The organism is Coxiella endosymbiont of Amblyomma nuttalli (assembly GCF_018107685.1).
Lineage (GTDB): Bacteria > Pseudomonadota > Gammaproteobacteria > Coxiellales > Coxiellaceae > Coxiella.
In genome coordinates, this window is the sequence record NZ_CP064834.1 from 342,077 (window position 1) to 366,434 (window position 24,358).

Below are 24,358 nucleotides of genomic sequence, written 5' to 3' on the forward strand. Positions count from 1 at the left end.
TGTGAGAGACTTATTAAAACAACTAAAACATGACAAGCGCGCATCTGAATTTGATGCGCTGTGCATTAAACTCGCATCTCCTGAAGAAGTGCGCTCGTGGTCATATGGTGAAGTGAAAAAACCGGAGACGATCAATTATCGTACATTTAAACCTGAACGGGACGGTTTATTTTGCGCAAAAATTTTCGGCCCCATTAAAGATTATGAATGCTTGTGCGGTAAATACAAACGTTTAAAACATCGTGGTGTTATTTGCGAAAAATGCGGTGTGGAGGTGACATTATCTAAAGTGCGTCGTGATCGTATGGGTCACATCGAATTGGCTTCTCCCGTAGCACACATATGGTATCTTAAGTCGTTACCTTCACGTATTGGATTATTACTCGACATGACTTTACGTGATATTGAACGCATTCTTTATTTTGAAACTTATGTGGTCGTAGATCCTGGCATGACTGATTTAGAACCGCAGCAATTACTTTCCGAAGAAGCTTATCTCGATGCATTGGAAGAATATGGTGACGAATTTATCGCGCTGATGGGCGCAGAAGCAATTCAACGGTTGTTACGTGACATTAGTGTTGCAACAGAAGTAGAAGCGTTGCGTGCAGAATTACCAGGTACAACTTCAGAAACCAAAATGAAGAAACTCACTAAGCGACTTAAAGTCTTGATTGCTTTTTTGGAATCAAATAATAAGCCAGAATGGATGATATTGACCGTCTTACCCGTTCTGCCACCTGATCTTCGACCGCTGGTACCACTCGATGGTGGACGTTTTGCCACTTCAGATCTGAACGATCTATATCGTCGCGTGATTAATCGGAATAATAGATTAAAGCGCTTGTTGGATCTAAAAGCTCCAGATATTATCGTGCGTAATGAAAAGCGAATGCTACAAGAGGCGGTTGATGCATTGCTAGATAATGGTCGTCGGGGACGAATGATTTTAGGTTCTAATCGCCGACCACTCAAGTCGCTTGCAGATATGATTAAAGGTAAATCTGGTCGTTTCCGTCAAAATTTATTAGGTAAACGTGTAGATTATTCTGGTCGTTCAGTGATCGTAGTTGGCCCTACCTTAAAATTACATCAAGCAGGTTTACCAAAGAAAATGGCACTGGAATTATTTAAACCGTTTATTTTTGGTAAATTACAGCGCCGTGGTTTAGCAACTACAATTAAAGCTGCCAAGAAGATGGTTGAAAGTGAAGCGCCCGAAGTATGGGATATTTTAGAAGAAGTGATTCGTGAGCATCCTATCTTATTAAATCGCGCGCCAACGTTACATCGTTTAGGAATTCAAGCATTTGAACCCGTTTTAGTTGAAGGAAAAGCTATTCAATTACATCCACTTGTTTGTACAGCCTATAACGCTGACTTCGATGGTGACCAAATGGCAGTGCACGTGCCACTAACACTGGAGGCACAATTGGAAGCGCGTTCGTTAATGATGTCTACCAACAATGTCTTACATCCTGCTAATGGTGAACCTATTATTGTACCTACTCATGATGTGGTGCTAGGACTCTACTACATCACTCGTGATCGCGTAAATGCGAAAGGTGAAAATATGAAATTTGCAGATGTAGATGAAGTAGTTCGCGCTTATGAAAATGGAAAAGTAGCTTTACACGCGCGCATTGCTGTTCGTATTAAAGAAAGTATTTTAGATGAAATAGGTCAGACAGGAAAACGTGAGCTATTAACTAATACCACTGTGGGTCGTGTCTTATTGTGGCAGATTGTTCCCGCAGGACTACCATTTGTATTAATTGATCAACCCATGACGAAAAAAGCGGTAACAAAGTTACTTGATATCTGTTACCGCAATCTGGGTCTTAAGGTAACTGTTATTTTTGCAGACAAATTAATGTATATGGGTTTCCATTACGCCACATACTCGGGAGTATCTATTGGAGTTAACGACCTCGTCCTGCCGGAACAAAAAGGCGCCATTATTTCAGAAGCGGAGGAGGAGGTTCGTGAAATTGAAAAGCAATATGCTTCTGGCTTAGTAACCTACGGCGAACGTCGCAATAAAGTTATTGATATTTGGTCACGTACTAACGATCAAGTGGCTAAAGCGATGATGGAAAAAATTGCGATCGAGAAAGTCAAAAATACTCATGGTAAGGAGGTTATTCAAAATTCTTTTAATTCCATATACATGATGTCCGATTCCGGCGCTAGGGGTTCAGCAGCGCAAATACGTCAATTGGCAGGTATGCGAGGTTTGATGGCCAAACCCGATGGTACCATTATTGAAACACCGATTACCGCTAACTTCCGAGAAGGATTAAATGTTTTACAGTACTTTATTTCTACTCACGGTGCGAGAAAAGGTTTGGCAGATACGGCGTTAAAAACTGCTAATTCAGGTTATTTGACGCGACGTTTGGTCGATGTCGCGCAAGATTTAGTGGTGACAGAGTATGATTGCGGTACTAATGCCAGCATTGAAATGATGCCCCATATTGAAGGAGGCGATGTTGTGGAGCCGCTGCGCGAACGTGTGCTGGGGCGTGTACTAGCAGACTCTGTAACTAGTTCAAAATCACAAAAAGAACTTATTGCTAAAGATACATTACTGGACGAAAAACTTGTCGATATCCTTGAAGAGCACAGCATTGATCGTGTTAAGGTACGATCCGCCATTACTTGCGATACTCCTTATGGTATTTGTTCAATGTGTTATGGTCGTGACCTGGCTCGCGGTCACATAGTTAATGTGGGTGAAGCAATTGGTGTGGTAGCTGCGCAATCCATCGGTGAACCTGGCACGCAGTTAACAATGCGTACCTTCCATATTGGTGGTGCGGCATCAAGAGCGACGACGGCTAATAGTATCGAAGTTAAATCGGTTGGTAAGATAAAACTGCGAAACTTGAAGACTGTTGAACAAGCTAACGGTAATTTAGTTGCAATTTCACGTTCAGGCGAGCTTGTGGTGCAAGATGCTCAGGGAGGTGAACGAGAACATTATAATGTACCTTATGGTGCGACGATTACTATCCATGATGGTGTTTCTGTAAAAGCTGGTCAGATGGTAGCTCAATGGGATCCGCATACTCATCCGATTATCACTGAAGTAGCAGGTATTTTGCATTTTGTGGATCTAGCAGATGGCATTACGATGAATCGTCAAACCGATGAATTGACCGGTTTGAGTAGTATTGTGGTAACCTCAACTAAACAACGGAGCGTCAGTGGTAGAGAACTGCGTCCAATGGTAAAATTGGTTGACGAAAATAATCACGACCTCTTTTTGCCAGGTGGTAAAAAAGTACCTGCTCACTACTTCCTGCCAGAAGGCACAATTTTAACAAAAGAAGATGGTGAGATGGTCGGCATCGGTGATGTTTTAGCACGTATTCCACAAGAAACGTCGAAAACACGAGATATTACGGGTGGTTTACCTCGGGTGGCCGATCTATTTGAAGCTCGCCGACCAAAGGATGCAGCTATTTTAGCTGAAATTTCTGGGGTAATAAGCTTTGGAAAAGATACTAAACATAAAGGTCGCCTTGTTATTACAGCTCCTGATGGAACAATACATGAAGAATTAATTCCAAAATGGCGTCACGTAAGTGTTTTTGAAGGAGAAATAGTAGAAAAAGGGGAAGTTATTGCAGACGGTCCGAGAGATCCACATGATATTTTGCGTCTTTTGGGTGTCAATGCGTTATCAAATTACATAGTTAATGAAGTACAAGAGGTCTATCGTTTACAAGGAGTAAAAATTAACGACAAACATATCGAGGTTATTGTTCGTCAAATGTTGCGTAAAGTGAAAATCACTTACGCTGGTGATACTGAATTTTTACAAGATGAACAGATTGAACGAACTCGGGTACGAGAAGAAAATGAGAAGACTTTTAAGAAAGGTGGAAAAAGAGCTGAGTTTAAACCCATCTTATTGGGTATTACCAAAGCCTCTTTGGCAACTGAATCATTTATTTCAGCGGCTTCTTTCCAGGAGACTACTCGTGTGTTGACTGCAGCTTCGGTAGGAGGAAAACGTGATGATTTACGAGGCTTAAAAGAAAATGTTATCGTGGGGCGTTTAATACCGGCTGGAACAGGTTTTAGCTATCATCAACAACGTTGTAAAGGTGGGGAATAGCTCTTATAAAACAAAGAATTGAAAGATAATAAGGTAAGGACAGAGTAAAGGAATGGTCTATTAGTTTGTTTTGTGTATCCTTTTCGATTTGATTGTGCAATATATGGACAAAACAAACTAATGGATGGTGTTGAGGGAAATTGAAACTGAAGTCGTTTATCTGAAAAATGTTCTCATGCATGTAAGAACAGGGGACAATGCAGGAGAAATGTACCCTAATAGTTTTTAGCCACTAGGACATGTTTAGTGTTGGATCAGACCTAATTTAGTCAAGTAAGAAAAGAAGGACGCAAGAATTTTCAAAATATAGGTTCTGTAATTAAGCTTCTGGATGGAGGTATTAAGATTGCCGTTTCTGTGCGATTTAACTTGACATGAAGAACTACCTTTATTTAGAATCCCCGCTCTTATACATTAGAAATACTGGTAGTTAATTTGTAATAGGATTGTCTTTTTTGAGAGAGTGTTGATGTCAAGAATTAATCAGTTGGTGAGGAACCCGCGTCGTGCAAAACTTAAAAAGAGTGATGTGCCGGCTCTAGAAGGTTCTCCGCAAAAACGTGGAGTATGTACACGAGTGTATACTACGACGCCTAAGAAACCTAACTCTGCCTTACGGAAGGTAGCTCGTGTGCGTATTACTAACGGTGCTGAAGTGACCGCCTATATTGGTGGTGAAGGTCATAATTTACAAGAACACTCTGTCGTATTGATTCGGGGCGGACGTGTAAAGGACTTACCTGGTGTACGCTATCATATAGTACGTGGTAGTTTTGATACTGCTGGTGTTTCAGGACGACGTCGCGGTCGCTCAAAGTATGGAGAAAAGAAATCAAAAGAGTAAGTGTGGAGAAGCTTTAAATGGCACGAAGAAAGGCAGCACCTAAACGAGAAATTATTCCTGATCCGCTTTTTCGTAGCGAGCTTTTAGCCAAATTTATTAATGCAGTTATGCGTAATGGCAAAAAATCAGTTGCTGAAAAAATTGTCTATGGAGCACTTGGTGTAGTTGCGAGGCTGGTGCAAGGGAAGTTCTCTGATGGTAACGGAGAAAGCGGAGAAGGTAAAAAACACTTTTTTGGAAATATTCGCATGGATGGAGGAGCACGTGCAGTAGCGCTAGAGACATTTAGAACGGCTTTGAGCAATGTTATGCCAAGTGTCGAAGTGAAATCACGACGTGTAGGCGGTTCCACTTATCAAGTACCAGTAGAAATTCGCGCCGTACGACGTCAAACATTAGCGATGCGATGGCTGTCGGAGTATGCGAATCAACGTAATGAAAAAACAATGACTTTACGTTTAGCAAGTGAAATTCTCGATGCAGTAGAAAATCGAGGGGGTGCAGTGAAGAAACGAGAAGAAGTACATCGTATGGCGAAAGCCAACCAGGCATTTGCACATTATCGATGGTAAGAGAAAAAATGATGGCAGTTCGAGAAATTCCATTAGATCGTATGCGTAACATAGGTATTATGGCACATATTGACGCGGGTAAAACAACTACAACTGAACGGATCCTATATTATACAGGTGTGTCTCATAAAATTGGCGAGGTGCATGAGGGCAGTGCCGTGATGGATTGGATGGAGCAAGAACAGGAACGCGGTATCACCATCACCTCTGCGGCAACAACTTGCTATTGGATGGGCATGGATCAACAATATCCAAAGTATCGTATCAACCTTATTGATACGCCTGGACATGTTGATTTTACCATTGAAGTGGAACGTTCATTACGTGTGTTGGATGGCGCTGTTGCTGTTTTTTGTTCTGTCGGTGGTGTAGAGCCTCAAAGTGAAACGGTATGGCGACAGGCTAATCGCTATCACGTGCCTCGTTTAGGCTTTATCAACAAAATGGACCGTCCAGGAGCCAATTTTATGAGAGTTGTTGACCAGGTTAAGAACAGGTTAAAAGCCGTTCCGGTACCAGTACAATTTCCAATTTGTGCTGAAGAAAATTTCAAGGGCGTCGTTGATTTGATTCGAATGAAAGCTATTTATTGGAGCGAGGCTGATAAAGGACGTACCTATGCACTAGAAGATATTCCTGTAGAACTTAAGGCCGAATCCAAAATATGGCATGATAAGATGGTTGAAACTGCTGCTGAAGCTTCTGAAGAATTAATGGAAAAATATTTAGGAGGCGGTTCATTATCCTCTAATGAAATTCGAAAAGGTTTGCGCCAGCGCACCTTGGCTAATGAGATTGTGCCTATGTTATGTGGTAGCGCGTTTAAGAATAAAGGTGTGCAAGCATTGCTCGATGCTGTTATTGAATATTTACCTGCTCCGACAGAAGTTCCTGCTATTCGAGGTGAAGAAGGTGATGGTTCTGAAGGATTTTGTGTGGCATCAGATGATGCACCCTTTGCATCGTTGGCCTTTAAAATTGCCTCTGATCCGTTTGTTGGTACGCTGACCTTTTTTCGCGTTTACTCTGGAGTGTTAAAATCGGGGGATTCTGTTTATAACTCTGTTAAAAATAAGAAAGAACGTATTGGACGGTTGTTGCGCATGCATGCTAATTCGCGTGAAGAAATTAAAGAAGTACGTGCGGGTGATATTGCTGCAGCCGTAGGACTCAAAAATGTGACGACAGGTGATACATTATGTGATCAGCGACGTACAATTAGGTTGGAAAAAATGGAATTTCCAGAGCCTGTTATTTCTGTAGCCATCGAACCTAAGACAAAAGCAGATCAAGAAAAGATGGGTATTGCTTTAAGCAAGTTGGCGCAAGAGGATCCTTCTTTTCGGGTGCGTACCGATGAGGAATCAGGAGAAACCATTATCGCAGGAATGGGCGAGCTACATCTCGAAATTGTTGTGGATCGTATGAGGCGCGAATTTGGTGTGGAAGCTAATGTAGGTAAACCTCGCGTAGCTTATCGTGAGACCATTCGTCAAATAGTAGAACAGGAGGGTAAATACGTTCGACAAACCGGTGGGCGTGGACAGTATGGTCATGTTTGGTTACGGATTGAGCCAAAAGAACCAGGATCAGGGTTTGAGTTTTCAAATGAAATTGTAGGTGGTGCTGTTCCAAAAGAATATATTCCAGCAGTTGAAAAAGGTGTTCGAGATCAGATGGAAAATGGCATTGTTGCTGGTTATCCTGTTGTTGATGTTAAGGTAGCTATATTTGATGGTTCTTACCATGATGTTGACTCAAGTGAAATGGCATTTAAAATCGCAGGCTTAATGTGCTTTAAAGAAGGTGCTGCTAAAGCTCATCCTATCTTGCTTGAGCCCGTTATGAAGGTAGAAGTTATTACCCCTGAAGATTATATGGGTGATGTAGTTGGTGACCTTAATCGTCGCCGAGGAACTATTCAGGGTATGCATGAGAGTTCAGCTGGTAAAATTGTTGATGTTGAAGTGCCACTTTCGGAAATGTTTGGTTATGCAACTGATTTACGTTCATTAAGTCAAGGGCGCGCAACTTATACGATGGAATTTTTAAAATACGCTGAAGTGCCAACTAATATCGCTGAGGCGCTTATCAAATAATAAAGCTAATTAAGTTAACAAGAGGTGCAAGAAAAACATGTCAAAGGAAAAATTTGTAAGAGAAAAGCCACATTTAAATGTGGGTACGATAGGACATGTAGATCATGGTAAAACAACACTAACAGCGGCGTTAACGAAGGTGCTGGCGGAGAAGTTTGGAGGAGAATCGAGAGCTTTTGATCAGATAGATAACGCACCAGAAGAACGGGCGCGAGGGATAACAATAGCGACGTCGCATGTAGAATATCAAAGTGCGAGACGTCATTATGCGCATGTAGATTGTCCGGGGCACGCGGATTATGTGAAAAACATGATTACTGGGGCGGCACAAATGGATGGAGCAATATTGGTGGTAAGTGCTGCAGATGGTCCAATGCCACAAACACGGGAGCACATTGTGTTGGCAAAGCAAGTAGGTGTTCCAAAGATGGTGGTGTTTTTGAATAAAGCAGATATAGTAGATGACAAGGAATTGTTAGAGTTAGTAGAGATGGAAGTACGAGAACTTTTGAACAGTTATGATTTTGCGGGAGATGATCTTCCGATTGTGGTGGGTTCAGCGCTAAAGGCACTAGAGGGTAATGAAAGTGAGCTTGGGGTGCTGTCGGTATTGAAGTTAGTAGAAGCGATGGACGAATACTTTATAGAGCCGAAACGGGATATAGAGAAACCGTTTTTAATGCCCATAGAAGATGTGTTTTCAATTTCTGGGAGAGGAACGGTAGTAACCGGTCGTATTGAACGAGGAATAATCAAGGTAGGTGATGAAATAGAAGTTGTAGGTATTAAGACAACAACAAGGACGACGTGTACGGGTGTAGAGATGTTCCGAAAGTTATTAGACCAAGGAGAAGCAGGAGATAATGTAGGAATATTATTAAGGGGAACAAAACGAGAAGAAGTGGAACGAGGCCAAGTATTAGCAAAACCAGGAACGATTACCCCGCATGCAAAGTTTGAAGCAGAGATATATGTGTTATCGAAAGAAGAAGGGGGTCGTCATACACCGTTTTTAGCCGGATATAGACCTCAGTTTTACTTTCGCACAACAGATGTGACTGGTGAATTGACATTGCCGTCAGTCGAGATGGTAATGCCAGGCGATAATGTAAAAGTAACGGTAGAGTTAATTGCGCCAGTTGCTATGAATGAAGGATTACGATTCGCGGTACGCGAAGGAGGTCGAACTGTTGGAGCTGGGGTCGTAACGAAAATTATTGAGTAAATTCGGGAAGTTATATGGCAGTCGTTAATAATAATCAACGTATACGGATCCGATTGAAGGCGTTTGATCATCGTCTTATCGATCGTTCTACGCGAGAGATCGTCGAGACAGCGCGTCGCACGGGATCGATTATTCGTGGACCCATTCCAATGCCTACTAAAATTGAGCACTATACTGTATTAGTGTCACCGCATGTCGATAAAGACGCGCGTGATCAATATGAGATCCGTACACATAAACGATTAGTGGATATTCTTCAACCCACGGATAAGACGGTGGATGCGCTCATGAAGCTGGATTTAGCAGCGGGAGTTGATGTACAAATAAGTGTAGAACAATAAGATCAACATTTTTGAAGTAACTTTGGCAAAGTAGAACTTATTTTGCGCTCTATAGTCCTATTTTGATGGGCACTATATTGGTATAAACTGGAGTAAACAGTGTGTCTATTGGATTAATTGGTCGAAAGTGTGGTATGACACGTATTTTTACGGAAACGGGGGTTTCTGTACCTATCACAGTGGTTGAAGTGATGCCTAATCGAATTGCCCAGCTTAAAATACTGGGCAATGATGGTTATCGAGCTCTTCAGATGACAAGAGGTATAAAAACTACCTTTACTATTAACAAGGCGATAGCGGGTCATTATGCTAGAGCTGGTATTGAGGTAGGTGATGGCCTTTATGAAATTCGTCTTAAAGATGACGAGCTTACTGATGTAAAAGTTGGAGATGAATTAAAGGTAGATCTTTTTAAAGAAAATCAAAAAGTAGACGTGCGAGGATTAACACGTGGTAAAGGGTTTGCAGGAACGGTAAAACGCCATAATTTCCAAACTCAAGATGCTACTCATGGAAATTCTTTATCTCATCGAGCACCAGGGTCTATTGGCCAATGCCAATCACCAGGTCGCGTTTGGAAAGGAAAGAGAATGCCTGGACATATGGGTAGTGTGTATCGCACTGTACAAAATCAGGAAATCGTTAAAATCGATTTGAAACGCCATTTACTACTAATTAAAGGTGCTATACCTGGTGCCCCTAATGGGAAAGTCATGATTACGAAATCTAATAAGAAGAAGTGTAGAGGTAATTAGTGGAACTGCCAGTGCATGCGTTTTATCAAAAAGAGGTAAACAAGATTAAAGAGGTAAACAAGATTACCGTTAGTAATGATACCTTTAATTCTAAATTCAAAGAAGGCTTGGTGCATCAGGTGATTACTGCTTATTTAGCTATGAAACGAGCAGGTACTAAAGCACAAAAGACACGTCGTGAAGTCAGTGGTGGTGGTGTTAAACCGTGGCGACAAAAGGGCACTGGACGCGCTCGTGCAGGTAGTATTCGAAGTCCTTTATGGCGAACAGGTGGTGTTGCTTTTGCTGCTAAACCACGTGACTTTTCTCAAAAAGTGAATCGAAAAATGTATCGCTCAGCCATGGTATCTATTTTGTCGGAGTTAATTCGACAAAAACGGTTAATAGTGGTGGACTCTTTGAAATTGAGTAAACCTAAAACACGTGAATTGAAGCAATCACTGAAAAATCTTAGTGTTGAAAATGCATTGATTATTATCAATGATAATGATCGAAATATCAATTTGGCTTCACGAAATATGGTAGGTGTTTCTGTTCGCGATACAGTTCACGTAGATCCAGTAAGCTTGGTAGCCGCAGAAAATGTATTAATTACTGTTGATGCTATGAAAAAACTCGAGGAGAGATTCGCATGAATAAAGAAAGATTATTAAAAATCCTTCTTGCTCCGCATATTTCAGAGAAAGGTGCATCAACAAAAGAGCAGTATGTGTTTAAGGTGACACGTAGTGCAATCAAACCGGAAATTAAATGCGCTATCGAGGGTCAATTTGGTGTTATTGTGAGATCTGTCCGCATTTGTAATTTAAAAGTAAAAACCACACGATGTCGACAGACACGCGGTCGGCGTAAAAATTGGAAAAAAGCTTACGTCACGCTAATGCCAGGAAGTGAGATTATTAATATCGCAACACATGAATGAGAGTGGATAAAAAATAATGGCATTAATAAAGGTTAAACCAACATCACCTGGAAGGCGATTTGTTGTTAAAATTGTAAATCCAGAACTACATAAAGGCGCACCGTATGCACCGTTAGTCGAAAGTAAAAATCGAATTAATTGTCGTAACAATCAAGGTCGCATTACAGTACGACGACGCGGAGGAGGTCACAAGCGTCATTATCGCGTTATTGATTTTAATCGTGATAAAGAAAACATCGAAGGTATCGTGGAACGATTGGAGTATGATCCGAATCGTAGTGCTCATATTGCATTGATTTTATACCCTGATGGAGAACGTTGTTACATTATTGCACCCAAAGGCGTGTATAAAAACTCTAAGATTATGGCGGGAAAAGCAGCACCAGTTAAGCCAGGTAATTGTCTGCCATTGCAGAATATTCCTTTGGGAACAACAATCCACAACGTGGAATTAAAGCCTGGAAAGGGGGCTCAGTTAATTCGTAGTGCAGGAACCTCGGCTCAACTAATTGCTAAGGAAAATATTTATGCGATTGTTCGTATGCGTTCGGGAGAGATGCGTAAGATATTGGCAACTTGTCGGGCTTGTATCGGTGAAGTATCAAATTCAGAACATAGTTTACGTTCATTTGGTAAAGCAGGCGCTAAACGATGGTGTGGTCGACGGCCTACTGTTCGTGGTGTTGCGATGAATCCGGTAGATCATCCGCATGGTGGTGGTGAAGGCAAAACTTCGGGTGGCCGTCATCCAGTATCACCAACAGGTAAGCCAACCAAAGGTTATAAAACGCGTCGAAACAAACGTACAAACAATATGATTGTTCGCGATCGACGTAAAAAATAAAGAGGGAATAAGACGTGCCAAGATCAACTAAAAAAGGGCCTTTTGTAGACCATCATCTCATGAAGAAAATCGAACAAGCACAAAAGGAAGGCAGTAGACGCCCTATTAAAACCTGGTCTAGACGTTCAATGGTAATTCCTGAAATGGTCGGGTTGACGATCGCAATTCATAACGGTCGTCAACATGTGCCAATTTATATCTCAGAAAATATGGTGGGTCACAAATTAGGTGAATTCGCGATTACACGTATGTTTCGCACACACTCAGGTAGTGATCGTAAGGTGAAGAAGGAAGGGGGATAATGGAAGTAAGCGCGAAAGCAAAATATATTCGTATTTCGGCCCAGAAAGCACGTCTGGTAGCTAATCAAGTTCGCGGGTTATCTGCTGAACGAGCTATTGATTTATTGCGTTTTAGCCACAAAAAAGCAGCAGCTATCATGAAAAAAGTGTTAGATTCAGCGATCGCCAATGCGGAACATAATGCAGGAGCAGATATTGATGAGCTAAAGGTGTCAACAGTAATGGTTGACGAAGGTCCAATGCAAAAACGATTTCATGCGCGTGCTCGTGGTCGCGCAAACCGTATTATGAAGCGCACCTGTCACATCACTATTAAAGTAGCAGATTCGAAAGCGGAGAATGACTAATGGGTCAAAAAGTAAACCCGAGAGGCATGCGATTGGGTATCACAACAAGTTGGACATCCAAATGGTATGCAGATAAAAAAGATTATGCAGATCAATTAAATGATGATTTGAAGGTGAGACAATTGTTAGAAAGACGTTTGAAGGGTGCTTCCGTGAGTCGTATTCAAATCGAAAGACCTGCGCGTAATGCAAAAATCGCCATTTATTCAGCACGTCCTGGTGTTATTATCGGTAAGAAAGGCGGAGAAATTGAAGAATTACGTGCTGAAATGTCGAGGGTGATGAAAGTTCCTGTACATATTACCATTGAAGAGATTAGAAAACCGGAATTAGACGCTAAATTGGTAGCAGAAAATATTGCTCAGCAGTTAGAACGTCGAATAATGTTTCGTCGTGCCATGAAACGTGCTGTGCAAAATACTATGCGTCAAGGAGCACTTGGTATTAAAATCAGTGTCAGTGGTCGTTTAGGAGGTGCTGACATTGCACGCACAGAATGGTATCGAGAGGGGCGAGTCCCGTTACATACTTTCCGAGCGAATATTGATTATAGTACGACTATTGCAAAAACTACCTATGGTATAATTGGAGTAAAAGTGTGGATCTTTAAAGGCGAATCACATACACCAAAAGTATCCATTGAAGAAGCAACTGTCATACAGGCAATGCAAGAAGAAGCGTAAATAGGGTACAGTTAAATGCTGCAACCAAGTGACAGAAAATATCGTAAAGATTTTAAAGGCCGAAATCGAGGTGTTGCCTCTCGGGGTAACCAAGTCAGCTTTGGAGAATTTGGTCTTAGAGCAACAGCGTGTGCGCGCATTACGTCACGTCAATTGGAAGCAGCACGTCGTGCGGTGGCGCGCCATGTTAAACGAGGCGGGAAAATCATCATTCGTATTTTTCCGGATAAACCGATTACAAAAAAGCCTTTAGAAGTGCGACAAGGTAAAGGTAAAGGTAGTGTTGAATATTGGGTTGCATTGGTACAACCCGGTCGGATGATTTTTGAAATTGAAGGAGTTGATGAGGCACTTGCACGTGCAGCATTCACTCGTGCAGTAGCAAAATTACCTGTAAAATGTTTATTTGTGAAACGGACGGTGATGTGAGTAATATAGATGTGAGTAATATAAATGAATATTAATAACTTACGTAATCAATCAGTGCATGAACTAAGAGAAGAATTGTTTAGTTTAATAAAAGAGCAGTTTAATTTTCGTATGCAGAAACGCATGAGAGAAATGTCACAGCCACATCTTTACAAACAAATACGTCGTAATATTGCTTGTATTAAGACCCTCTTGAAAGAAAAGGAATTGAAGCATGAACAAAGGTGAAAAAATGGTACGTACCCTGACTGGTACGGTGGTAAGTAATAAAATGCAGCACACCATTGTCGTATTAGTTGAACGTCGTGTGCAACACCCCAAGTATGGGAAATTTATTAGACGTTCCACGAAAATACACGCACATGATCCGGATAATGCATGTCAAAAACATGACGTAGTTACTATTCGTGAATGTAGACCGATTGCAAAAACTAAGAGTTGGACATTGCTCAAAATCAAAGAAAGAGTGGAAACGGTAGGTACAGTGAGAGACCAACGATGATTCAAGCACAATCTGTTATTGATGTGGCAGATAATAGTGGAGCACGACGTGTAATGTGCATCAAAGTATTAGGTGGTTCTAAACGCCGATACGCGTGTATTGGTGATGTAATTAAAGTTAGTGTTAAGGAGGCAGTTCCACGAGCAAAAGTAAAAAAGGGAGAAGTGATGCACGCCGTGGTGGTGCGAACACACAAAGGTATTCGTCGTAGTGATGGTTCTTTGATTCGGTTTGATAAGAATGCGGTTGTATTGCTAAATAATCAATTACAACCAATTGGGACACGTATTTTTGGGCCGGTGGTTCGCGAACTAAGGTCGAAATTTATGAAAATTATTTCATTGGCTTTAGAAGTTTTATAGGTAGAAGCTAATAGTGATGAGCAGAATTAAAAAAGATGATACTGTCATTGTAATTACAGGGAAAGATAAAGGACGACGAGGTAGGGTATTGGAGGTTTTTTCTAGTGACCGTATTTTAATTGACGGTGTTAATCTGGCTAAAAAACATGTTCGACCTAACCCGAATAAAAATAAACAAGGTGGAATACTTAGACGTGAATTAAGTATTCACGTTTCTAACGTAGCTATATATAATCTAGCGACTAAAAAAGCGGATCGAGTAAAAATAAAAATTTTGGAAGATGGATCAAAAGTACGTGCTTTTAGATCGAATGGTGAAACAATCGATGTGTGATTTACTTGTCATCCTAAGAACTAGTATAGAGTATAATTATGACCGAACTACGAGAATTTTATAATAAAACTATTATACCAGCTCTCCAAAAGGAGTTCGGGTTCGAATCTAACATGGCTGTTCCTCGTATTCAGAAAATTACGCTTAATATGGGACTTGGTGAAGCAGTCGCGGATAAAAAAAACGTCGAGCATGCTGTAGTAGATATGATGAAAATTTCTGGACAAAAACCGGTAGTGACCTATGCGCGTAAATCAGAAGCAGGATTTAAAATCCGTGCAGGATGGCCGATCGGTTGTAAAGTCACCTTACGTCGAGAACGCATGTATGAATTTTTAAAACGACTGATTTCAATTGCGATTCCACGTATTCGAGATTTTCGTGGCCTTAATCCAAAATCATTCGATGGACGCGGAAATTATAGTCTGGGAATTCGTGAGCAAACTGCTTTTCCAGAAATTCAGTATGATAAAATTGATACTATTAGAGGAATGGACGTTACCATTACTACAACAGCAAAAACAAATACGGAAGCTAGTGCTTTATTAAAAGCCTTTGGTTTTCCATTAAAGGACTAAGGAGCATGCATGGCGAAATTGAGTGTTATTGAACGAAACAAAAAACGTATCCAAAAATCACAATCAGCGCGTAAAAAACGGCTGGAGCTTAAAGAAACTGTTCGAAAAGGATGGCCAGAAGAACAAGAAATTGCAATGTTGCAACTGCAAAAAAGCTCGAGAAATGAAAGCGCTGTGCGCGTGAGAATCCGGTGCCGTAATTGTGGTCGTTCTCGTGGTATATTGAGAAAATTTGCATTATGTCGCATCCATCTGCGTGAAGCAGCGATGCGAGGTGATGTCCCTGGTTTAAAAAAAGCGAGCTGGTGATTATGATGCAGGATCCTATTTCAGATATGCTAACGCGTATACGTAATGCACAAGCAGTAGCAAAAAAAGCAGTCACAATACCTTTGTCAACATTAAAATTAAGTATTGCAGAGGTTCTTAAAGCAGAAGGATATATTGTTGATTATCGTAAAGAAGGTGGTTTAATAAAATCTCTGTTGATTATTGAATTGAAATATCATGAAGGGAAGCCCGTTATTGCGTATATTGAGCGAGTCAGTCGTCCTGCATTACGCGTTTATAGCGGTAAAGATGAGTTACCAACGGTTAAAAATGGTTTGGGAATCTCAATTATTTCGACTTCAAAGGGTGTCATGTCTAATCGTCAAGCATATCGTCAAGGCGAGGGCGGAGAAGTCCTCTGTTACGTCAGTTAGGAGAAATCATGTATGGTGAGTCGTGTTGCTAAAAGTCCGATTGAAATTCCTGCTGGCGTTGATGTGAAGATAGAAGCGCAACAGGTGATTGTGAAAGGTAAGTTAGGTGAACTTAAGCAAAACATTCACCGCGCTGTCAAAGTTATAAGGAGAGAATACGAACTTCAATTAATGCCGATATGTGATAAATATGATTTAACGACATCTAATGCACTGGCGGGAACAACTCGAGCGATACTGAGGAACATGATACATGGTGTTCATAAAGGATTTCAACGTAAATTGGTGATGGTAGGTGTGGGCTATCGGGCTAAAGCAGAGGGTAAGATACTTCACGTGACAGTAGGTCTATCCCATCCAATTAAGATAGAAATGACAGTCGGCCTTTCTGTAGAAACCCCGAGCGCGACTGAAATAATCATCAAAGGCGCTGATAAATTTTCGGTTTGCCAGATGGCCGCAAATATTCGTGCGATAAGACCGCCGGAACCCTATAAAGGTAAAGGTATACGATATGATGATGAACGTGTGGTTCTTAAAGAGGTAAAAAAGAAATAATGGATAAACGACGAAAACGATTGCGCCGTGCGCGTCGAACGCGAGAAAAAATCAAAAAATTGGGTATAGTGCGTTTATGCGTTTATCGGTCACTTAATCATATCTATACACAACTGATTGTAGACACTGATGCTAACGTATTAACTACCGCATCGACTGTAGAAGAAAAAATAAAAAGTCAATTGCAATATGGTGGTAATATTCAGGCAGCTACCATGGTAGGGAGACTTATTGCAGAGCGTGCAAAAAAAGTAGGTGTTACAAAAGTGGCTTTTGATCGTAGTGGTTATAAATATCATGGTCGTGTACGTGCGCTCGCAGAAGCGGCACGCAAAGGCGGGTTAGAATACTAAAAAGTAGGGTGTATTTATGCAAGAAGCAGGTACTGATACGATAACGGACGGAATACAAGATAAATTGGTTGAAGTGCGACGAACAGCTAAAGTTGTTAAAGGGGGGCGTGTTTTTGGCTTCTCTGCACTGGTGGTAGCTGGTGATGGTGAAGGTAAAGTCGGTTTTGGTTTAGGTAAAGCTAGAGAAGTGCCGGTTGCAATTCAAAAAGCGACAGAAAGTGCACGTCGTAACATGATCTCTGTACATCTGCGAGGCAACACTTTACATCATTCCATTAAAGCTTCGCACGTATCGTCAACCGTATTGATGTTACCTGCCTCAGAAGGCACAGGAGTAATTGCTGGTAATGCAATGCGTGCCATTTTTGAAGTGATGGGTGTACAAAATGTGTTATCAAAATGTATTGGTTCTTCAAATCCGATTAACGTAGTTCGCGCGACATTTAAAGGATTAAAGACAATGGAAACACCAGAATCCGTAGCTGCAAAGCGTGGGAAAGTCATTCAAGAGATTACGGAGTAGGTAGTCATGGAAGAACAAAAATTACGTGTTACCTTAATGAAAAGCAAATTCGGTCGAAAGCGAGGTCATCGTGAGTGTGTTGAGGCTTTAGGATTACGTCATATTCGGCAGTCGGTAGAAGTCGCTGATACCTATGTTAATCGCGGCCTAATCAAGCAAGTTGCTTATTTATTACAAGTTGAGGCAGTTCGAGATGCAACTAAATAGTTTAAAACCCGATCTAGGCTCCCGTAAATACAAAATACGAGTTGGTCGAGGTATTGGTAGTGGCAGAGGCAAGACGTGTGGTCGTGGTCATAAAGGTCAGCGCTCACGTTCAGGTGGTTATCATAAAGTTGGTTTCGAAGGCGGTCAGATGCCGCTGCAGCGTCGGATACCAAAATTTGGTTTTGTTTCGCGAAAGAGTTTGGTGTCAACCGAAGTGCGTTTACGTGAATTAAATAGAGTTAGTTCTGGTATAGTAAATATCGAAGTATTAAAAGCTGTTGGTATTATCAATAACCAAATTAAGTACGTTAAAATATTTGCCTCGGGTAAATTAGAAAGATCTGTGACTATTCGTGGTTTGCGCATCACTAAAGGTGCTAAAGCTGCCGTTGAGGCAGTAGGTGGTCAGGTAGAATAACAAATGCATTCCTATAAATGAAGTAACAAAGTCTAGGTGAGATAATGGCTAAAAAACTCGGTGCATCTTTGTCGCAAGGCGGCCTGAGCGAGTTAAAACGTCGCTTGTTGTTTGTTTTAATCGGTATTGTTGTGTATCGACTGGGTTCCTACATCCCAGTGCCTGGCCTTAATCCTGCTCGCTTAACACAGATCTTTCAGCAACACGCAATGGGTTTTTTAGGAATGTTTAATATGTTTTCCGGTGGTGCCTTAAGTCGGATGACGATTTTTGCTTTAGGGGTAATGCCCTACATTTCCTCTTCTATCATCATTCAAATGTACAGTCAAATTTCTCCGGCCATGCAGATAATGCGAAAAGAGGGAAATGCTGGACGTCGTAAGATTAATCAATATACTCGCTATGGGACTGTTACTTTATCTTTATTACAGTCCATTTTTATGACTAACTGGCTGGTGAATAGTGGTACAGTGATTAACCCGAGTTTAAGTTTTTATTTTACCGCTGTTGTCACACTGGTTACTGGTACTTTGTTTTTAATGTGGCTTGGCGAACAGATGACAGAGCAAGGTGTAGGGAATGGTATTTCTTTAATTATTTTTGCGAGTATTGCATCACGTTTTCCGGCAGCAGTAGGACAAGTATTTACCCAAGTTCAGCAAGGTCAAATGTCAGTATTGACCTTACTACTTTTGATAATGGCGGTAGTAATGATCACCTTAATTGTAGTGTTTTTTGAACGTGCGCAACGACGTATTGCTATTAATTATGCAAAACGTCAACAAGGTAGAAGATTGTATGCTGCACAAAGCAGCCATTTACCATTGAAAATTAATATGGCAGGAGTCATTCCAGTGATTTTTGCACAAAGTATTATTTTATTTCCTGGTGCGGTTGCTAAATTTATGTCGTCGGTAAAAGGATTAGGCTGGTTGAATGATGTTTCCTTAGTACTTTCTAATGCCCAACCGGTGTATAGCGTAATTTTTGCTGTTGCTGTAATTTTTTTCAGTTTTTTCTATACGGCTTTAGTATTTAATCCGAAAGAAACTGCCGAGAATTTAAAAAAATCAGGTGCTTTTATTCCAGGTATCCGTCCAGGCGAACAAACTGCAAATTATATTGATAAGGTAATGACCCGACTAACTTTAGCTGGGTCTATCTATTTAACCGTAGTTGCTCTTTTACCACAATTTTTTATCTTGGCATGGAATCTTCCGTTCTATTTTGGAGGAACTTCTTTACTAATCGTAGTAGTGGTTATTATGGACTTCTTGGCTCAAGTGCAGGCACACTTAATGAGTCATCAATATGAATCTTTAATGAAGAAATCTGGTATAAAAGGTTCAAAATTTGGACTGATTCGATAGCGAGGTTGGTTGAATGAAAGTTAGAGTATCGGTAAAAAGAATGTGTCGAAATTGTGAAGTGATTCGACGAGATGGTGTTGTACGAGTGATCTGCACTAACGCTCGACACAAACAACGGCAAAAGGGTGGAAAATAAGATTTCGTTACTTGATTTACCAGGCAATAAAGAGTACGCTTGAAAATCTTTTATCGATAAATATTAATAAGTTGGAGTAGAAACAGGATGGTAGTAATGGTGGCTCGCATTGCGGGCGTTAACATTCCGGTACGAAAACACACGCGGATAGCATTACAAGCCATCTATGGTATTGGTCATGCCAGAGCTTTGGAAATTTGCAAGGCTACTAAAATTGATTCAGGAAGGAAAGTTAATGAGTTATCTGACACTGAATTGGAAGCTTTACGTGCTGAAGTGAGTAAGTGTACTGTTGAAGGTGATTTGCGCCGTGAACGCTCGATGGATATTAAAAGAAAAGTGGATTTAGGCACATATCAGGGTATTCGACATCGTCGCGGATTGCCTGTGCGTGGTCAGAGAACACGTACCAATGCACGCATCCGTAAAGGCAAGCGTAAACCTATGAGAACTTGATGTTTGATCATTGAAGAAGAAAAGGTTGTATTTTATGATAAAAAAACGTTATCGCAAGGTCACTGAAGGAATTGCTCATATTAAAGCGACATTCAATAACACCATGATTAGTGTATCTGACCTGCAAGGTAATGTTTTATGCTTTCGTTCTGCAGGCAGTACTGGTTTTAAAGGATCTCGGAAAGGGACTCCCTACGGAGCACAGTTAGCTTCAGAAGAAGTTGGTCGAGTAGCTCGCGAAAATTTTGATATGCGTCGAGTTGCAGTACGTGTTAGAGGTCCTGGCGCAGGTCGTGATTCGGCTATTCGAGGATTGCGTTCAGCAGGTTTAGAAGTGATTAACTTGCAGGATTGCACACGCCTACCTCATAACGGTTGTCGGCCACGCAAGAAACGGCGAGTGTAGGAGGTTAATGATGGCGAGGTATCTAGGTCCGAAATGTCGACTATCACGTCGTGAAAAAACCGATTTGCAACTAAAAAGCGGCATTCGTGCAATCGACTCAAAATGTAATATCGCACGTATTCCAGGTATGCATTGGCAACGAAGAGGTCGGTCTACCGATTATGGCATTCAGTTACGAATGAAACAAATGATTAAACGCTATTATGATGTATTTGAAAAACAATTCCGCAATTATTATAAACGCGCTGATCGATTAAAAGGTTCTACCGGTAATAATTTATTAAGATTGTTAGAGTGTCGTCTTGACAATGTGGTTTATCGTATGAGCTTTGCAACAACTCGCGCGGAAGCAAGACAGTTAGTAAGTCATAAAGCTATTTTAGCGAATGGAGCAATCGTTAATATTCCTTCATATCAAGTAAAACCGGGAGACGTTATTGAAGTTCACAATAAAGCTAAAAGCCAACTTCGTGTCAAAGCCTCATTGGAATTAGCACAGCAACGCGTTCCGATTTCTTGGATTGAAGTTGATATAAAGAATATGGTGGGTATTTTTAGAAACCAGCCAGATGTGGCTGAGTTGCCTACCGAATTTAAAGTCAACCTCGTTGTTGAACTCTATTCAAAATGAGAGGCCATAGATATGCAGCAACAAGCTATTTATAAGTCGTTTTTAACACCGAAAAACATTCAAGTTCAAACTGTTTCGATTAATTACTTTCGCATTATTCTAGAGCCACTAGAACGAGGCTTTGGATATACATTGGGAAATGCATTGCGCCGAATTTTGTTATCTTCAATGCCTGGAGCAGCGATTGTCGAAGTAGAAATTAAAGGTGTTTTGCATGAATATAGTTCCATTGAAGGTATTCGCGAAGACGTTGTTGATATCTTATTGAATTTGAAAGGCATTGCGATTAAGCTAGAGAATCGTGATGAGGCTAAATTAATTTTGAGTATGAAAGGTGCAGGTACTGTCGTTGCTGCCGATATTAAAGCTGATCATGGTGTTAAGATTGTTAATCCTAATCACGTTATTGCTCATTTGACTAAAGAAGGTGCAGTTGATATGACTCTTAAAGTCGCCATGGGTCGTGGTTATGATCCTGCGAGCACTCGTATGGATGGAGGAGGGCAAACTCGTCCTGTGGGTGTTCTATTATTGGACGCCTCTTATAGTCCAGTTCGTCGTGTAACCTATTCAGTAGAAAATGCTCGGGTTGAAAAGCGAACCGATTTGGATAAATTAATCATTGATCTTGAAACAAATGGTACTTTGAATCCAGAAGAAGCTATTCGTTATGCAGCGACCATTCTACAACACCAATTAGCCGCCTTTGTAGATCTAAAACATGAAGAATATCATGGTAGTAATAGAAAAGAGAATAAGATTGATCCACTGTTATTGCGTTCTGTTGATGACCTAGAATTAACGGTGCGAGCAGCTAATTGCTTAAAAGCAGAAAGTATTTATTATATCGGAGATTTAGTTCAGCGTTCAGAAAATGATTTATTAAAGACCCCTAATTTAGGTAGAAAATCATTGTTGGAAATTAAGAGCGTTCTTGCACAAAACGGCTTAAGTTTGAGTATGAATATTGAGGGATGGCCTCCGGCTTGTTTATTAGTAGAGGAAAAATAGATAATGTACCATCGTAAAAGTGGTAGATATTTAAATCGTACAGGAGAGCATCGTTTTGCAATGCTGCAAAATATGGCTGTATCGTTAATTAAACACGATCTGATTAAGACAACTTTACCTAAAGCCAAAGAACTACGTCGACTGGTTGAGCCTTTAATTACTTTAGCCAAAAAAGATAGTGTTGCCAATCGCCGTCTCGCTTTTAATCGTTTGCGTGACAATATTGCTGTGGTAAAACTTTTTAAAGAAATTGGACCCCGTTACAAAGATCGGCCTGGTGGTTATTGTCGTGTACTCAAATGCGGTTCTCGTGTTGGGGACAGCGCACCGATGGCTGTCGTCCAATTAATTGACCATAAAGAATCAGAAGCAGCTGAAGCTGAATAAGTATAAACGAAATATCATGGATTTTCTTAATACTAAGCGACATCAGACTAATCGATACTAAAGGCTTTGTTACATAACAATATAAACGACTTCTGCTTGATTTGACTATTTAAATTACCAAGTGAAAGAACGTGTCATTCTAATGTATCATCTTTAAGTGTATTATCTTTAAGAAGTCGAGTGTTTAATTTCATTATTTTCCTCACGTTTTGTTCTATCTATTATTTAACTGCCTAGGAAAGTAGTTATACAATAAAGTCAGAGGTTCCCTGAATTGAGATGACCGTAGGTGATGTTATAATTTTAGAAATTCAAGGACCGTTCGCTATATCTATAGGAAAAAATTGTGATAACGTAATAAGGATTGATAGCTAAAAAAGATAGAAGAAGAGAGAATATATTATGGTTGTTCGACCGAAAATTCGGGGATTTATTTGCACAACAGCACATCCGGAAGGTTGCGCGAAATATGTAATGCAATGGATTGATTATGTTAAAAAGAAGTCGTATTTAAGTGAAGGTCCCAAAAAAGTATTAGTTATTGGAGCCTCGACAGGTTTTGGTCTGGCCAGCCGGATTGTATCCGCCTTAGGTGCTGGCGCTCAAACGATCGGTGTGTTTTTTGAGAAACAGCCTATAAGTGGAAAACGCACTGCTTCTGCGGGTTGGTATAATACAGCTGCATTTGAAAAGATAGCTTATGATGAAGGGTTATATGCTAAAAGCATTAATGGTGATGCCTTTTCCAAAGCAATTAAACAAAAAGCAGTTGATTTAATTAAAAATGATTGGCAAGGCGATGTTGATCTTGTGATTTATAGTATTGCCTCTCCACGCCGTATTCATCCTAAAAACGGCAGAATATTTAATGCTGTTTTAAAGCCGATTGGTCAACCATATTGTAATAAAACCGTTAACGTCATGACAGGTGAAGTGAGTGAGATTTTCATCGAGTCGGCGAATGAAAAGGAAATTAAAGATACTGAAACCGTGATGGGTGGGGAAGATTGGGTATTATGGATAGATGCTTTACTAAAAAATAATTGTCTGGCAAAAGGCGTCAAAACAGTTGCTTTCACTTACATTGGTCCAAAATTAACGCATGCCATCTATCGTAATGGTACAATCGGCAGAGCTAAACTTCATTTAGAAAAAACAGCGAAGAAATTAGATATACAGTTAAAATCAAAATTAGATGGACGAGCATTAATTTCAGTGAACAAAGCATTAGTTACACAGGCCAGTGCAGCTATTCCGGTAGTGCCACTCTATGTTACGTTGCTTTATAAGATAATGAAGAGAAAAAATATTCATGAAGGTTGTATCGAACAAATATGGCGATTGTTTAGTGAACGTTTGTATCATAATTATGAAATTCCAACTGATTCAGAAGGACGTATTCGTATTGATGATTGGGAAATGAGAGACGATGTACAAAAGGCAGTTGAACGATTATGGAATCTAATTGGGAACGATAATATTGAAATCATTTCTGATATTGCCGATTATCGTAGAGAATTTTATCACTTATTTGGCTTTGACTTGAGTGGTATTGATTATAAAAAAGAAGTTGATATTAATATTGCTATCCCTTCAATTCGATAAATTTCGATAAATTAAGCCAATTGACAGCACTAATAATTATTTCATACAACTATTACTTCATACAACTAGCCATCATTTTCTGTTGAATCACTACTAATAAGGCATAATAATCAATTTAATAGCTTACTTAGTTGTTTGAATTGATCAGGGGTGGAATCGAGGTGGATCCCCATGGTAAAATACATTAATAGGCTTAGGCTCAGGCTTATGCTTATGGAACTGTGAATGTTCTACACGTAAAGCAGTTAGCGACTGCGCTCATAGCAATTTTAAGTTAGGAAAAGTGACATCGCACAAGACTGAATTTTTACTATTCGCAGACGAAAAC

33 protein-coding genes and 1 pseudogene are annotated in these 24,358 nt (G+C 40.4%); all 34 read left to right on the forward strand.

Features of this window, described 5'->3' with window-relative positions; all coding sequences use genetic code 11:
- Window position 1 precedes the first annotated feature (1 nt).
- A pseudogene (rpoC, locus tag CEAn_RS01190) lies at window positions 2–4,108 on the forward strand (DNA-directed RNA polymerase subunit beta'); the annotation flags it as partial.
- A 487-nt stretch (window positions 4,109–4,595) separates the two neighbouring features.
- Window positions 4,596–4,970 carry a 30S ribosomal protein S12 gene (gene rpsL / locus CEAn_RS01195; RefSeq protein WP_211924006.1) on the forward strand — a complete coding sequence of 125 codons (375 nt, stop codon included), beginning with the start codon at window positions 4,596–4,598 and terminating at the stop codon, window positions 4,968–4,970.
- A gap of 17 nt (window positions 4,971–4,987) precedes the next feature.
- Window positions 4,988–5,542: a 30S ribosomal protein S7 gene (rpsG, locus tag CEAn_RS01200; protein WP_211924007.1), complete on the forward strand. Its 555-nt coding sequence runs from the start codon at window positions 4,988–4,990 to the stop codon at window positions 5,540–5,542.
- An 8-nt stretch (window positions 5,543–5,550) separates the two neighbouring features.
- Entirely contained in the window at window positions 5,551–7,641 is a 2,091-nt protein-coding gene (gene fusA, locus CEAn_RS01205; RefSeq protein WP_211924136.1) for an elongation factor G, read from the forward strand.
- Between the two features lie 37 nt (window positions 7,642–7,678).
- Complete coding sequence (gene tuf / locus CEAn_RS01210) at window positions 7,679–8,866, forward strand: elongation factor Tu (protein ID WP_211923999.1); 1,188 nt, start codon at window positions 7,679–7,681, stop codon at window positions 8,864–8,866.
- A gap of 14 nt (window positions 8,867–8,880) precedes the next feature.
- On the forward strand, window positions 8,881–9,207 hold the full coding sequence (gene rpsJ / locus CEAn_RS01215) for a 30S ribosomal protein S10 (RefSeq protein ID WP_211924008.1): 327 nt from the start codon (window positions 8,881–8,883) through the stop codon (window positions 9,205–9,207).
- Between the two features lie 101 nt (window positions 9,208–9,308).
- Window positions 9,309–9,962, forward strand: coding sequence for a 50S ribosomal protein L3 (gene rplC / locus CEAn_RS01220; RefSeq protein WP_211924009.1), 654 nt, complete (start codon window positions 9,309–9,311; stop codon window positions 9,960–9,962).
- Window positions 9,962–10,597, forward strand: coding sequence for a 50S ribosomal protein L4 (gene rplD, locus CEAn_RS01225; protein WP_211924010.1), 636 nt, complete (start codon window positions 9,962–9,964; stop codon window positions 10,595–10,597). Before rplC ends, rplD begins: the two co-directional genes overlap by 1 nt.
- On the forward strand, window positions 10,594–10,884 hold the full coding sequence (gene rplW / locus CEAn_RS01230) for a 50S ribosomal protein L23 (RefSeq protein WP_211924011.1): 291 nt from the start codon (window positions 10,594–10,596) through the stop codon (window positions 10,882–10,884). The genes rplD and rplW overlap by 4 nt, the downstream gene beginning before the upstream one ends.
- A 16-nt stretch (window positions 10,885–10,900) precedes the next feature.
- Window positions 10,901–11,728 carry a 50S ribosomal protein L2 gene (gene rplB / locus CEAn_RS01235; RefSeq protein ID WP_211924012.1) on the forward strand — a complete coding sequence of 276 codons (828 nt, stop codon included), beginning with the start codon at window positions 10,901–10,903 and terminating at the stop codon, window positions 11,726–11,728.
- Window positions 11,729–11,742: 14 nt separating this feature from the next.
- Window positions 11,743–12,030 carry a 30S ribosomal protein S19 gene (gene rpsS, locus CEAn_RS01240; protein WP_211924013.1) on the forward strand — a complete coding sequence of 96 codons (288 nt, stop codon included), beginning with the start codon at window positions 11,743–11,745 and terminating at the stop codon, window positions 12,028–12,030.
- Entirely contained in the window at window positions 12,030–12,377 is a 348-nt protein-coding gene (gene rplV / locus CEAn_RS01245; protein WP_211924014.1) for a 50S ribosomal protein L22, read from the forward strand. Before rpsS ends, rplV begins: the two co-directional genes overlap by 1 nt.
- Window positions 12,377–13,060: a 30S ribosomal protein S3 gene (rpsC, locus tag CEAn_RS01250; protein ID WP_211924015.1), complete on the forward strand. Its 684-nt coding sequence runs from the start codon at window positions 12,377–12,379 to the stop codon at window positions 13,058–13,060. The genes rplV and rpsC overlap by 1 nt, the downstream gene beginning before the upstream one ends.
- Before the next feature lie 15 nt (window positions 13,061–13,075).
- A complete protein-coding gene (gene rplP, locus CEAn_RS01255) occupies window positions 13,076–13,489 on the forward strand; it encodes a 50S ribosomal protein L16 (RefSeq protein ID WP_211924016.1) in 414 nt (137 codons plus the stop codon).
- Between the two features lie 24 nt (window positions 13,490–13,513).
- Entirely contained in the window at window positions 13,514–13,717 is a 204-nt protein-coding gene (gene rpmC / locus CEAn_RS01260; protein WP_211924017.1) for a 50S ribosomal protein L29, read from the forward strand.
- A 4-nt stretch (window positions 13,718–13,721) separates the two neighbouring features.
- A complete protein-coding gene (gene rpsQ, locus CEAn_RS01265) occupies window positions 13,722–13,991 on the forward strand; it encodes a 30S ribosomal protein S17 (protein ID WP_211924137.1) in 270 nt (89 codons plus the stop codon).
- A complete protein-coding gene (gene rplN, locus CEAn_RS01270) occupies window positions 13,988–14,353 on the forward strand; it encodes a 50S ribosomal protein L14 (RefSeq protein ID WP_211924018.1) in 366 nt (121 codons plus the stop codon). The genes rpsQ and rplN overlap by 4 nt, the downstream gene beginning before the upstream one ends.
- Before the next feature lie 16 nt (window positions 14,354–14,369).
- Window positions 14,370–14,687: a 50S ribosomal protein L24 gene (gene rplX, locus CEAn_RS01275; RefSeq protein ID WP_211924019.1), complete on the forward strand. Its 318-nt coding sequence runs from the start codon at window positions 14,370–14,372 to the stop codon at window positions 14,685–14,687.
- A gap of 38 nt (window positions 14,688–14,725) precedes the next feature.
- Complete coding sequence (rplE, locus tag CEAn_RS01280) at window positions 14,726–15,265, forward strand: 50S ribosomal protein L5 (RefSeq protein ID WP_211924020.1); 540 nt, start codon at window positions 14,726–14,728, stop codon at window positions 15,263–15,265.
- Between the two features lie 9 nt (window positions 15,266–15,274).
- A complete protein-coding gene (gene rpsN / locus CEAn_RS01285; protein WP_211924021.1) occupies window positions 15,275–15,574 on the forward strand; it encodes a 30S ribosomal protein S14 in 300 nt (99 codons plus the stop codon).
- Between the two features lie 5 nt (window positions 15,575–15,579).
- A complete protein-coding gene (rpsH, locus tag CEAn_RS01290; protein ID WP_211924138.1) occupies window positions 15,580–15,969 on the forward strand; it encodes a 30S ribosomal protein S8 in 390 nt (129 codons plus the stop codon).
- A 12-nt stretch (window positions 15,970–15,981) separates the two neighbouring features.
- Window positions 15,982–16,527, forward strand: a complete 546-nt coding sequence (gene rplF / locus CEAn_RS01295) for a 50S ribosomal protein L6 (protein WP_440131439.1) — start codon at window positions 15,982–15,984, stop codon at window positions 16,525–16,527.
- The gene (gene rplR, locus CEAn_RS01300) at window positions 16,527–16,880 is read left to right on the forward strand and encodes a 50S ribosomal protein L18 (RefSeq protein WP_211924022.1); all 354 of its coding nucleotides are present in this window, start codon (window positions 16,527–16,529) and stop codon (window positions 16,878–16,880) included. Before rplF ends, rplR begins: the two co-directional genes overlap by 1 nt.
- 16 nt (window positions 16,881–16,896) lie before the next feature.
- Window positions 16,897–17,403 (forward strand): 30S ribosomal protein S5, encoded by a 507-nt coding sequence (gene rpsE, locus CEAn_RS01305; protein WP_211924023.1) that lies wholly within the window; start codon window positions 16,897–16,899, stop codon window positions 17,401–17,403.
- A 6-nt stretch (window positions 17,404–17,409) separates the two neighbouring features.
- Window positions 17,410–17,610, forward strand: coding sequence for a 50S ribosomal protein L30 (gene rpmD, locus CEAn_RS01310; protein ID WP_211924024.1), 201 nt, complete (start codon window positions 17,410–17,412; stop codon window positions 17,608–17,610).
- On the forward strand, window positions 17,597–18,028 hold the full coding sequence (gene rplO, locus CEAn_RS01315) for a 50S ribosomal protein L15 (RefSeq protein ID WP_211924025.1): 432 nt from the start codon (window positions 17,597–17,599) through the stop codon (window positions 18,026–18,028). The genes rpmD and rplO overlap by 14 nt, the downstream gene beginning before the upstream one ends.
- Before the next feature lie 44 nt (window positions 18,029–18,072).
- The gene (gene secY, locus CEAn_RS01320) at window positions 18,073–19,398 is read left to right on the forward strand and encodes a preprotein translocase subunit SecY (protein ID WP_211924026.1); all 1,326 of its coding nucleotides are present in this window, start codon (window positions 18,073–18,075) and stop codon (window positions 19,396–19,398) included.
- Window positions 19,399–19,411: 13 nt separating this feature from the next.
- Window positions 19,412–19,534 (forward strand): 50S ribosomal protein L36, encoded by a 123-nt coding sequence (gene rpmJ, locus CEAn_RS01325; RefSeq protein ID WP_211924027.1) that lies wholly within the window; start codon window positions 19,412–19,414, stop codon window positions 19,532–19,534.
- A gap of 96 nt (window positions 19,535–19,630) precedes the next feature.
- Entirely contained in the window at window positions 19,631–19,990 is a 360-nt protein-coding gene (rpsM, locus tag CEAn_RS01330) for a 30S ribosomal protein S13 (RefSeq protein WP_211924140.1), read from the forward strand.
- A 34-nt stretch (window positions 19,991–20,024) separates the two neighbouring features.
- A complete protein-coding gene (rpsK, locus tag CEAn_RS01335) occupies window positions 20,025–20,396 on the forward strand; it encodes a 30S ribosomal protein S11 (RefSeq protein WP_211924028.1) in 372 nt (123 codons plus the stop codon).
- 10 nt (window positions 20,397–20,406) lie between these two features.
- On the forward strand, window positions 20,407–21,027 hold the full coding sequence (rpsD, locus tag CEAn_RS01340) for a 30S ribosomal protein S4 (RefSeq protein ID WP_211924029.1): 621 nt from the start codon (window positions 20,407–20,409) through the stop codon (window positions 21,025–21,027).
- A gap of 12 nt (window positions 21,028–21,039) precedes the next feature.
- On the forward strand, window positions 21,040–22,038 hold the full coding sequence (locus CEAn_RS01345; RefSeq protein WP_211924030.1) for a DNA-directed RNA polymerase subunit alpha: 999 nt from the start codon (window positions 21,040–21,042) through the stop codon (window positions 22,036–22,038).
- Between the two features lie 3 nt (window positions 22,039–22,041).
- Window positions 22,042–22,425 (forward strand): 50S ribosomal protein L17, encoded by a 384-nt coding sequence (gene rplQ / locus CEAn_RS01350; protein ID WP_211924031.1) that lies wholly within the window; start codon window positions 22,042–22,044, stop codon window positions 22,423–22,425.
- A gap of 402 nt (window positions 22,426–22,827) precedes the next feature.
- A complete protein-coding gene (fabV, locus tag CEAn_RS01355; RefSeq protein ID WP_211924032.1) occupies window positions 22,828–24,030 on the forward strand; it encodes an enoyl-ACP reductase FabV in 1,203 nt (400 codons plus the stop codon).
- Window positions 24,031–24,358 lie beyond the last annotated feature (328 nt).

What these genes read in the sequence shown, in the direction of transcription:
- rpmJ (WP_211924027.1), top strand. Translation starts at nt 19,412, where the DNA reads ATGAAAGTTAGAGTATCGGTAAAAAGAATGTGTCGAAATTGTGAAGTG.
- rpmD (WP_211924024.1), top strand. Translation starts at nt 17,410, where the DNA reads ATGGAAGAACAAAAATTACGTGTTACCTTAATGAAAAGCAAATTCGGT.
- rpsQ (WP_211924137.1), top strand. Translation starts at nt 13,722, where the DNA reads ATGGTACGTACCCTGACTGGTACGGTGGTAAGTAATAAAATGCAGCAC.
- rpsK (WP_211924028.1), top strand. Translation starts at nt 20,025, where the DNA reads ATGATAAAAAAACGTTATCGCAAGGTCACTGAAGGAATTGCTCATATT.
- tuf (WP_211923999.1), top strand. Translation starts at nt 7,679, where the DNA reads ATGTCAAAGGAAAAATTTGTAAGAGAAAAGCCACATTTAAATGTGGGT.
- rpsD (WP_211924029.1), top strand. Translation starts at nt 20,407, where the DNA reads ATGGCGAGGTATCTAGGTCCGAAATGTCGACTATCACGTCGTGAAAAA.
- CEAn_RS01345 (WP_211924030.1), top strand. Translation starts at nt 21,040, where the DNA reads ATGCAGCAACAAGCTATTTATAAGTCGTTTTTAACACCGAAAAACATT.
- fusA (WP_211924136.1), top strand. Translation starts at nt 5,551, where the DNA reads ATGATGGCAGTTCGAGAAATTCCATTAGATCGTATGCGTAACATAGGT.
- rplX (WP_211924019.1), top strand. Translation starts at nt 14,370, where the DNA reads ATGAGCAGAATTAAAAAAGATGATACTGTCATTGTAATTACAGGGAAA.
- rpsE (WP_211924023.1), top strand. Translation starts at nt 16,897, where the DNA reads ATGCAAGAAGCAGGTACTGATACGATAACGGACGGAATACAAGATAAA.
- rpsM (WP_211924140.1), top strand. Translation starts at nt 19,631, where the DNA reads ATGGTGGCTCGCATTGCGGGCGTTAACATTCCGGTACGAAAACACACG.
- rplO (WP_211924025.1), top strand. Translation starts at nt 17,597, where the DNA reads ATGCAACTAAATAGTTTAAAACCCGATCTAGGCTCCCGTAAATACAAA.
- rplV (WP_211924014.1), top strand. Translation starts at nt 12,030, where the DNA reads ATGGAAGTAAGCGCGAAAGCAAAATATATTCGTATTTCGGCCCAGAAA.
- rplF (WP_440131439.1), top strand. Translation starts at nt 15,982, where the DNA reads ATGGTGAGTCGTGTTGCTAAAAGTCCGATTGAAATTCCTGCTGGCGTT.
- rpsJ (WP_211924008.1), top strand. Translation starts at nt 8,881, where the DNA reads ATGGCAGTCGTTAATAATAATCAACGTATACGGATCCGATTGAAGGCG.
- fabV (WP_211924032.1), top strand. Translation starts at nt 22,828, where the DNA reads ATGGTTGTTCGACCGAAAATTCGGGGATTTATTTGCACAACAGCACAT.
- rpsG (WP_211924007.1), top strand. Translation starts at nt 4,988, where the DNA reads ATGGCACGAAGAAAGGCAGCACCTAAACGAGAAATTATTCCTGATCCG.
- rplE (WP_211924020.1), top strand. Translation starts at nt 14,726, where the DNA reads ATGACCGAACTACGAGAATTTTATAATAAAACTATTATACCAGCTCTC.
- secY (WP_211924026.1), top strand. Translation starts at nt 18,073, where the DNA reads ATGGCTAAAAAACTCGGTGCATCTTTGTCGCAAGGCGGCCTGAGCGAG.
- rpsH (WP_211924138.1), top strand. Translation starts at nt 15,580, where the DNA reads ATGCAGGATCCTATTTCAGATATGCTAACGCGTATACGTAATGCACAA.
- rpmC (WP_211924017.1), top strand. Translation starts at nt 13,514, where the DNA reads ATGAATATTAATAACTTACGTAATCAATCAGTGCATGAACTAAGAGAA.
- rplR (WP_211924022.1), top strand. Translation starts at nt 16,527, where the DNA reads ATGGATAAACGACGAAAACGATTGCGCCGTGCGCGTCGAACGCGAGAA.
- rplB (WP_211924012.1), top strand. Translation starts at nt 10,901, where the DNA reads ATGGCATTAATAAAGGTTAAACCAACATCACCTGGAAGGCGATTTGTT.
- rpsN (WP_211924021.1), top strand. Translation starts at nt 15,275, where the DNA reads ATGGCGAAATTGAGTGTTATTGAACGAAACAAAAAACGTATCCAAAAA.
- rpsL (WP_211924006.1), top strand. Translation starts at nt 4,596, where the DNA reads ATGTCAAGAATTAATCAGTTGGTGAGGAACCCGCGTCGTGCAAAACTT.
- rplP (WP_211924016.1), top strand. Translation starts at nt 13,076, where the DNA reads ATGCTGCAACCAAGTGACAGAAAATATCGTAAAGATTTTAAAGGCCGA.
- rplN (WP_211924018.1), top strand. Translation starts at nt 13,988, where the DNA reads ATGATTCAAGCACAATCTGTTATTGATGTGGCAGATAATAGTGGAGCA.
- rplQ (WP_211924031.1), top strand. Translation starts at nt 22,042, where the DNA reads ATGTACCATCGTAAAAGTGGTAGATATTTAAATCGTACAGGAGAGCAT.
- rpsC (WP_211924015.1), top strand. Translation starts at nt 12,377, where the DNA reads ATGGGTCAAAAAGTAAACCCGAGAGGCATGCGATTGGGTATCACAACA.
- rplW (WP_211924011.1), top strand. Translation starts at nt 10,594, where the DNA reads ATGAATAAAGAAAGATTATTAAAAATCCTTCTTGCTCCGCATATTTCA.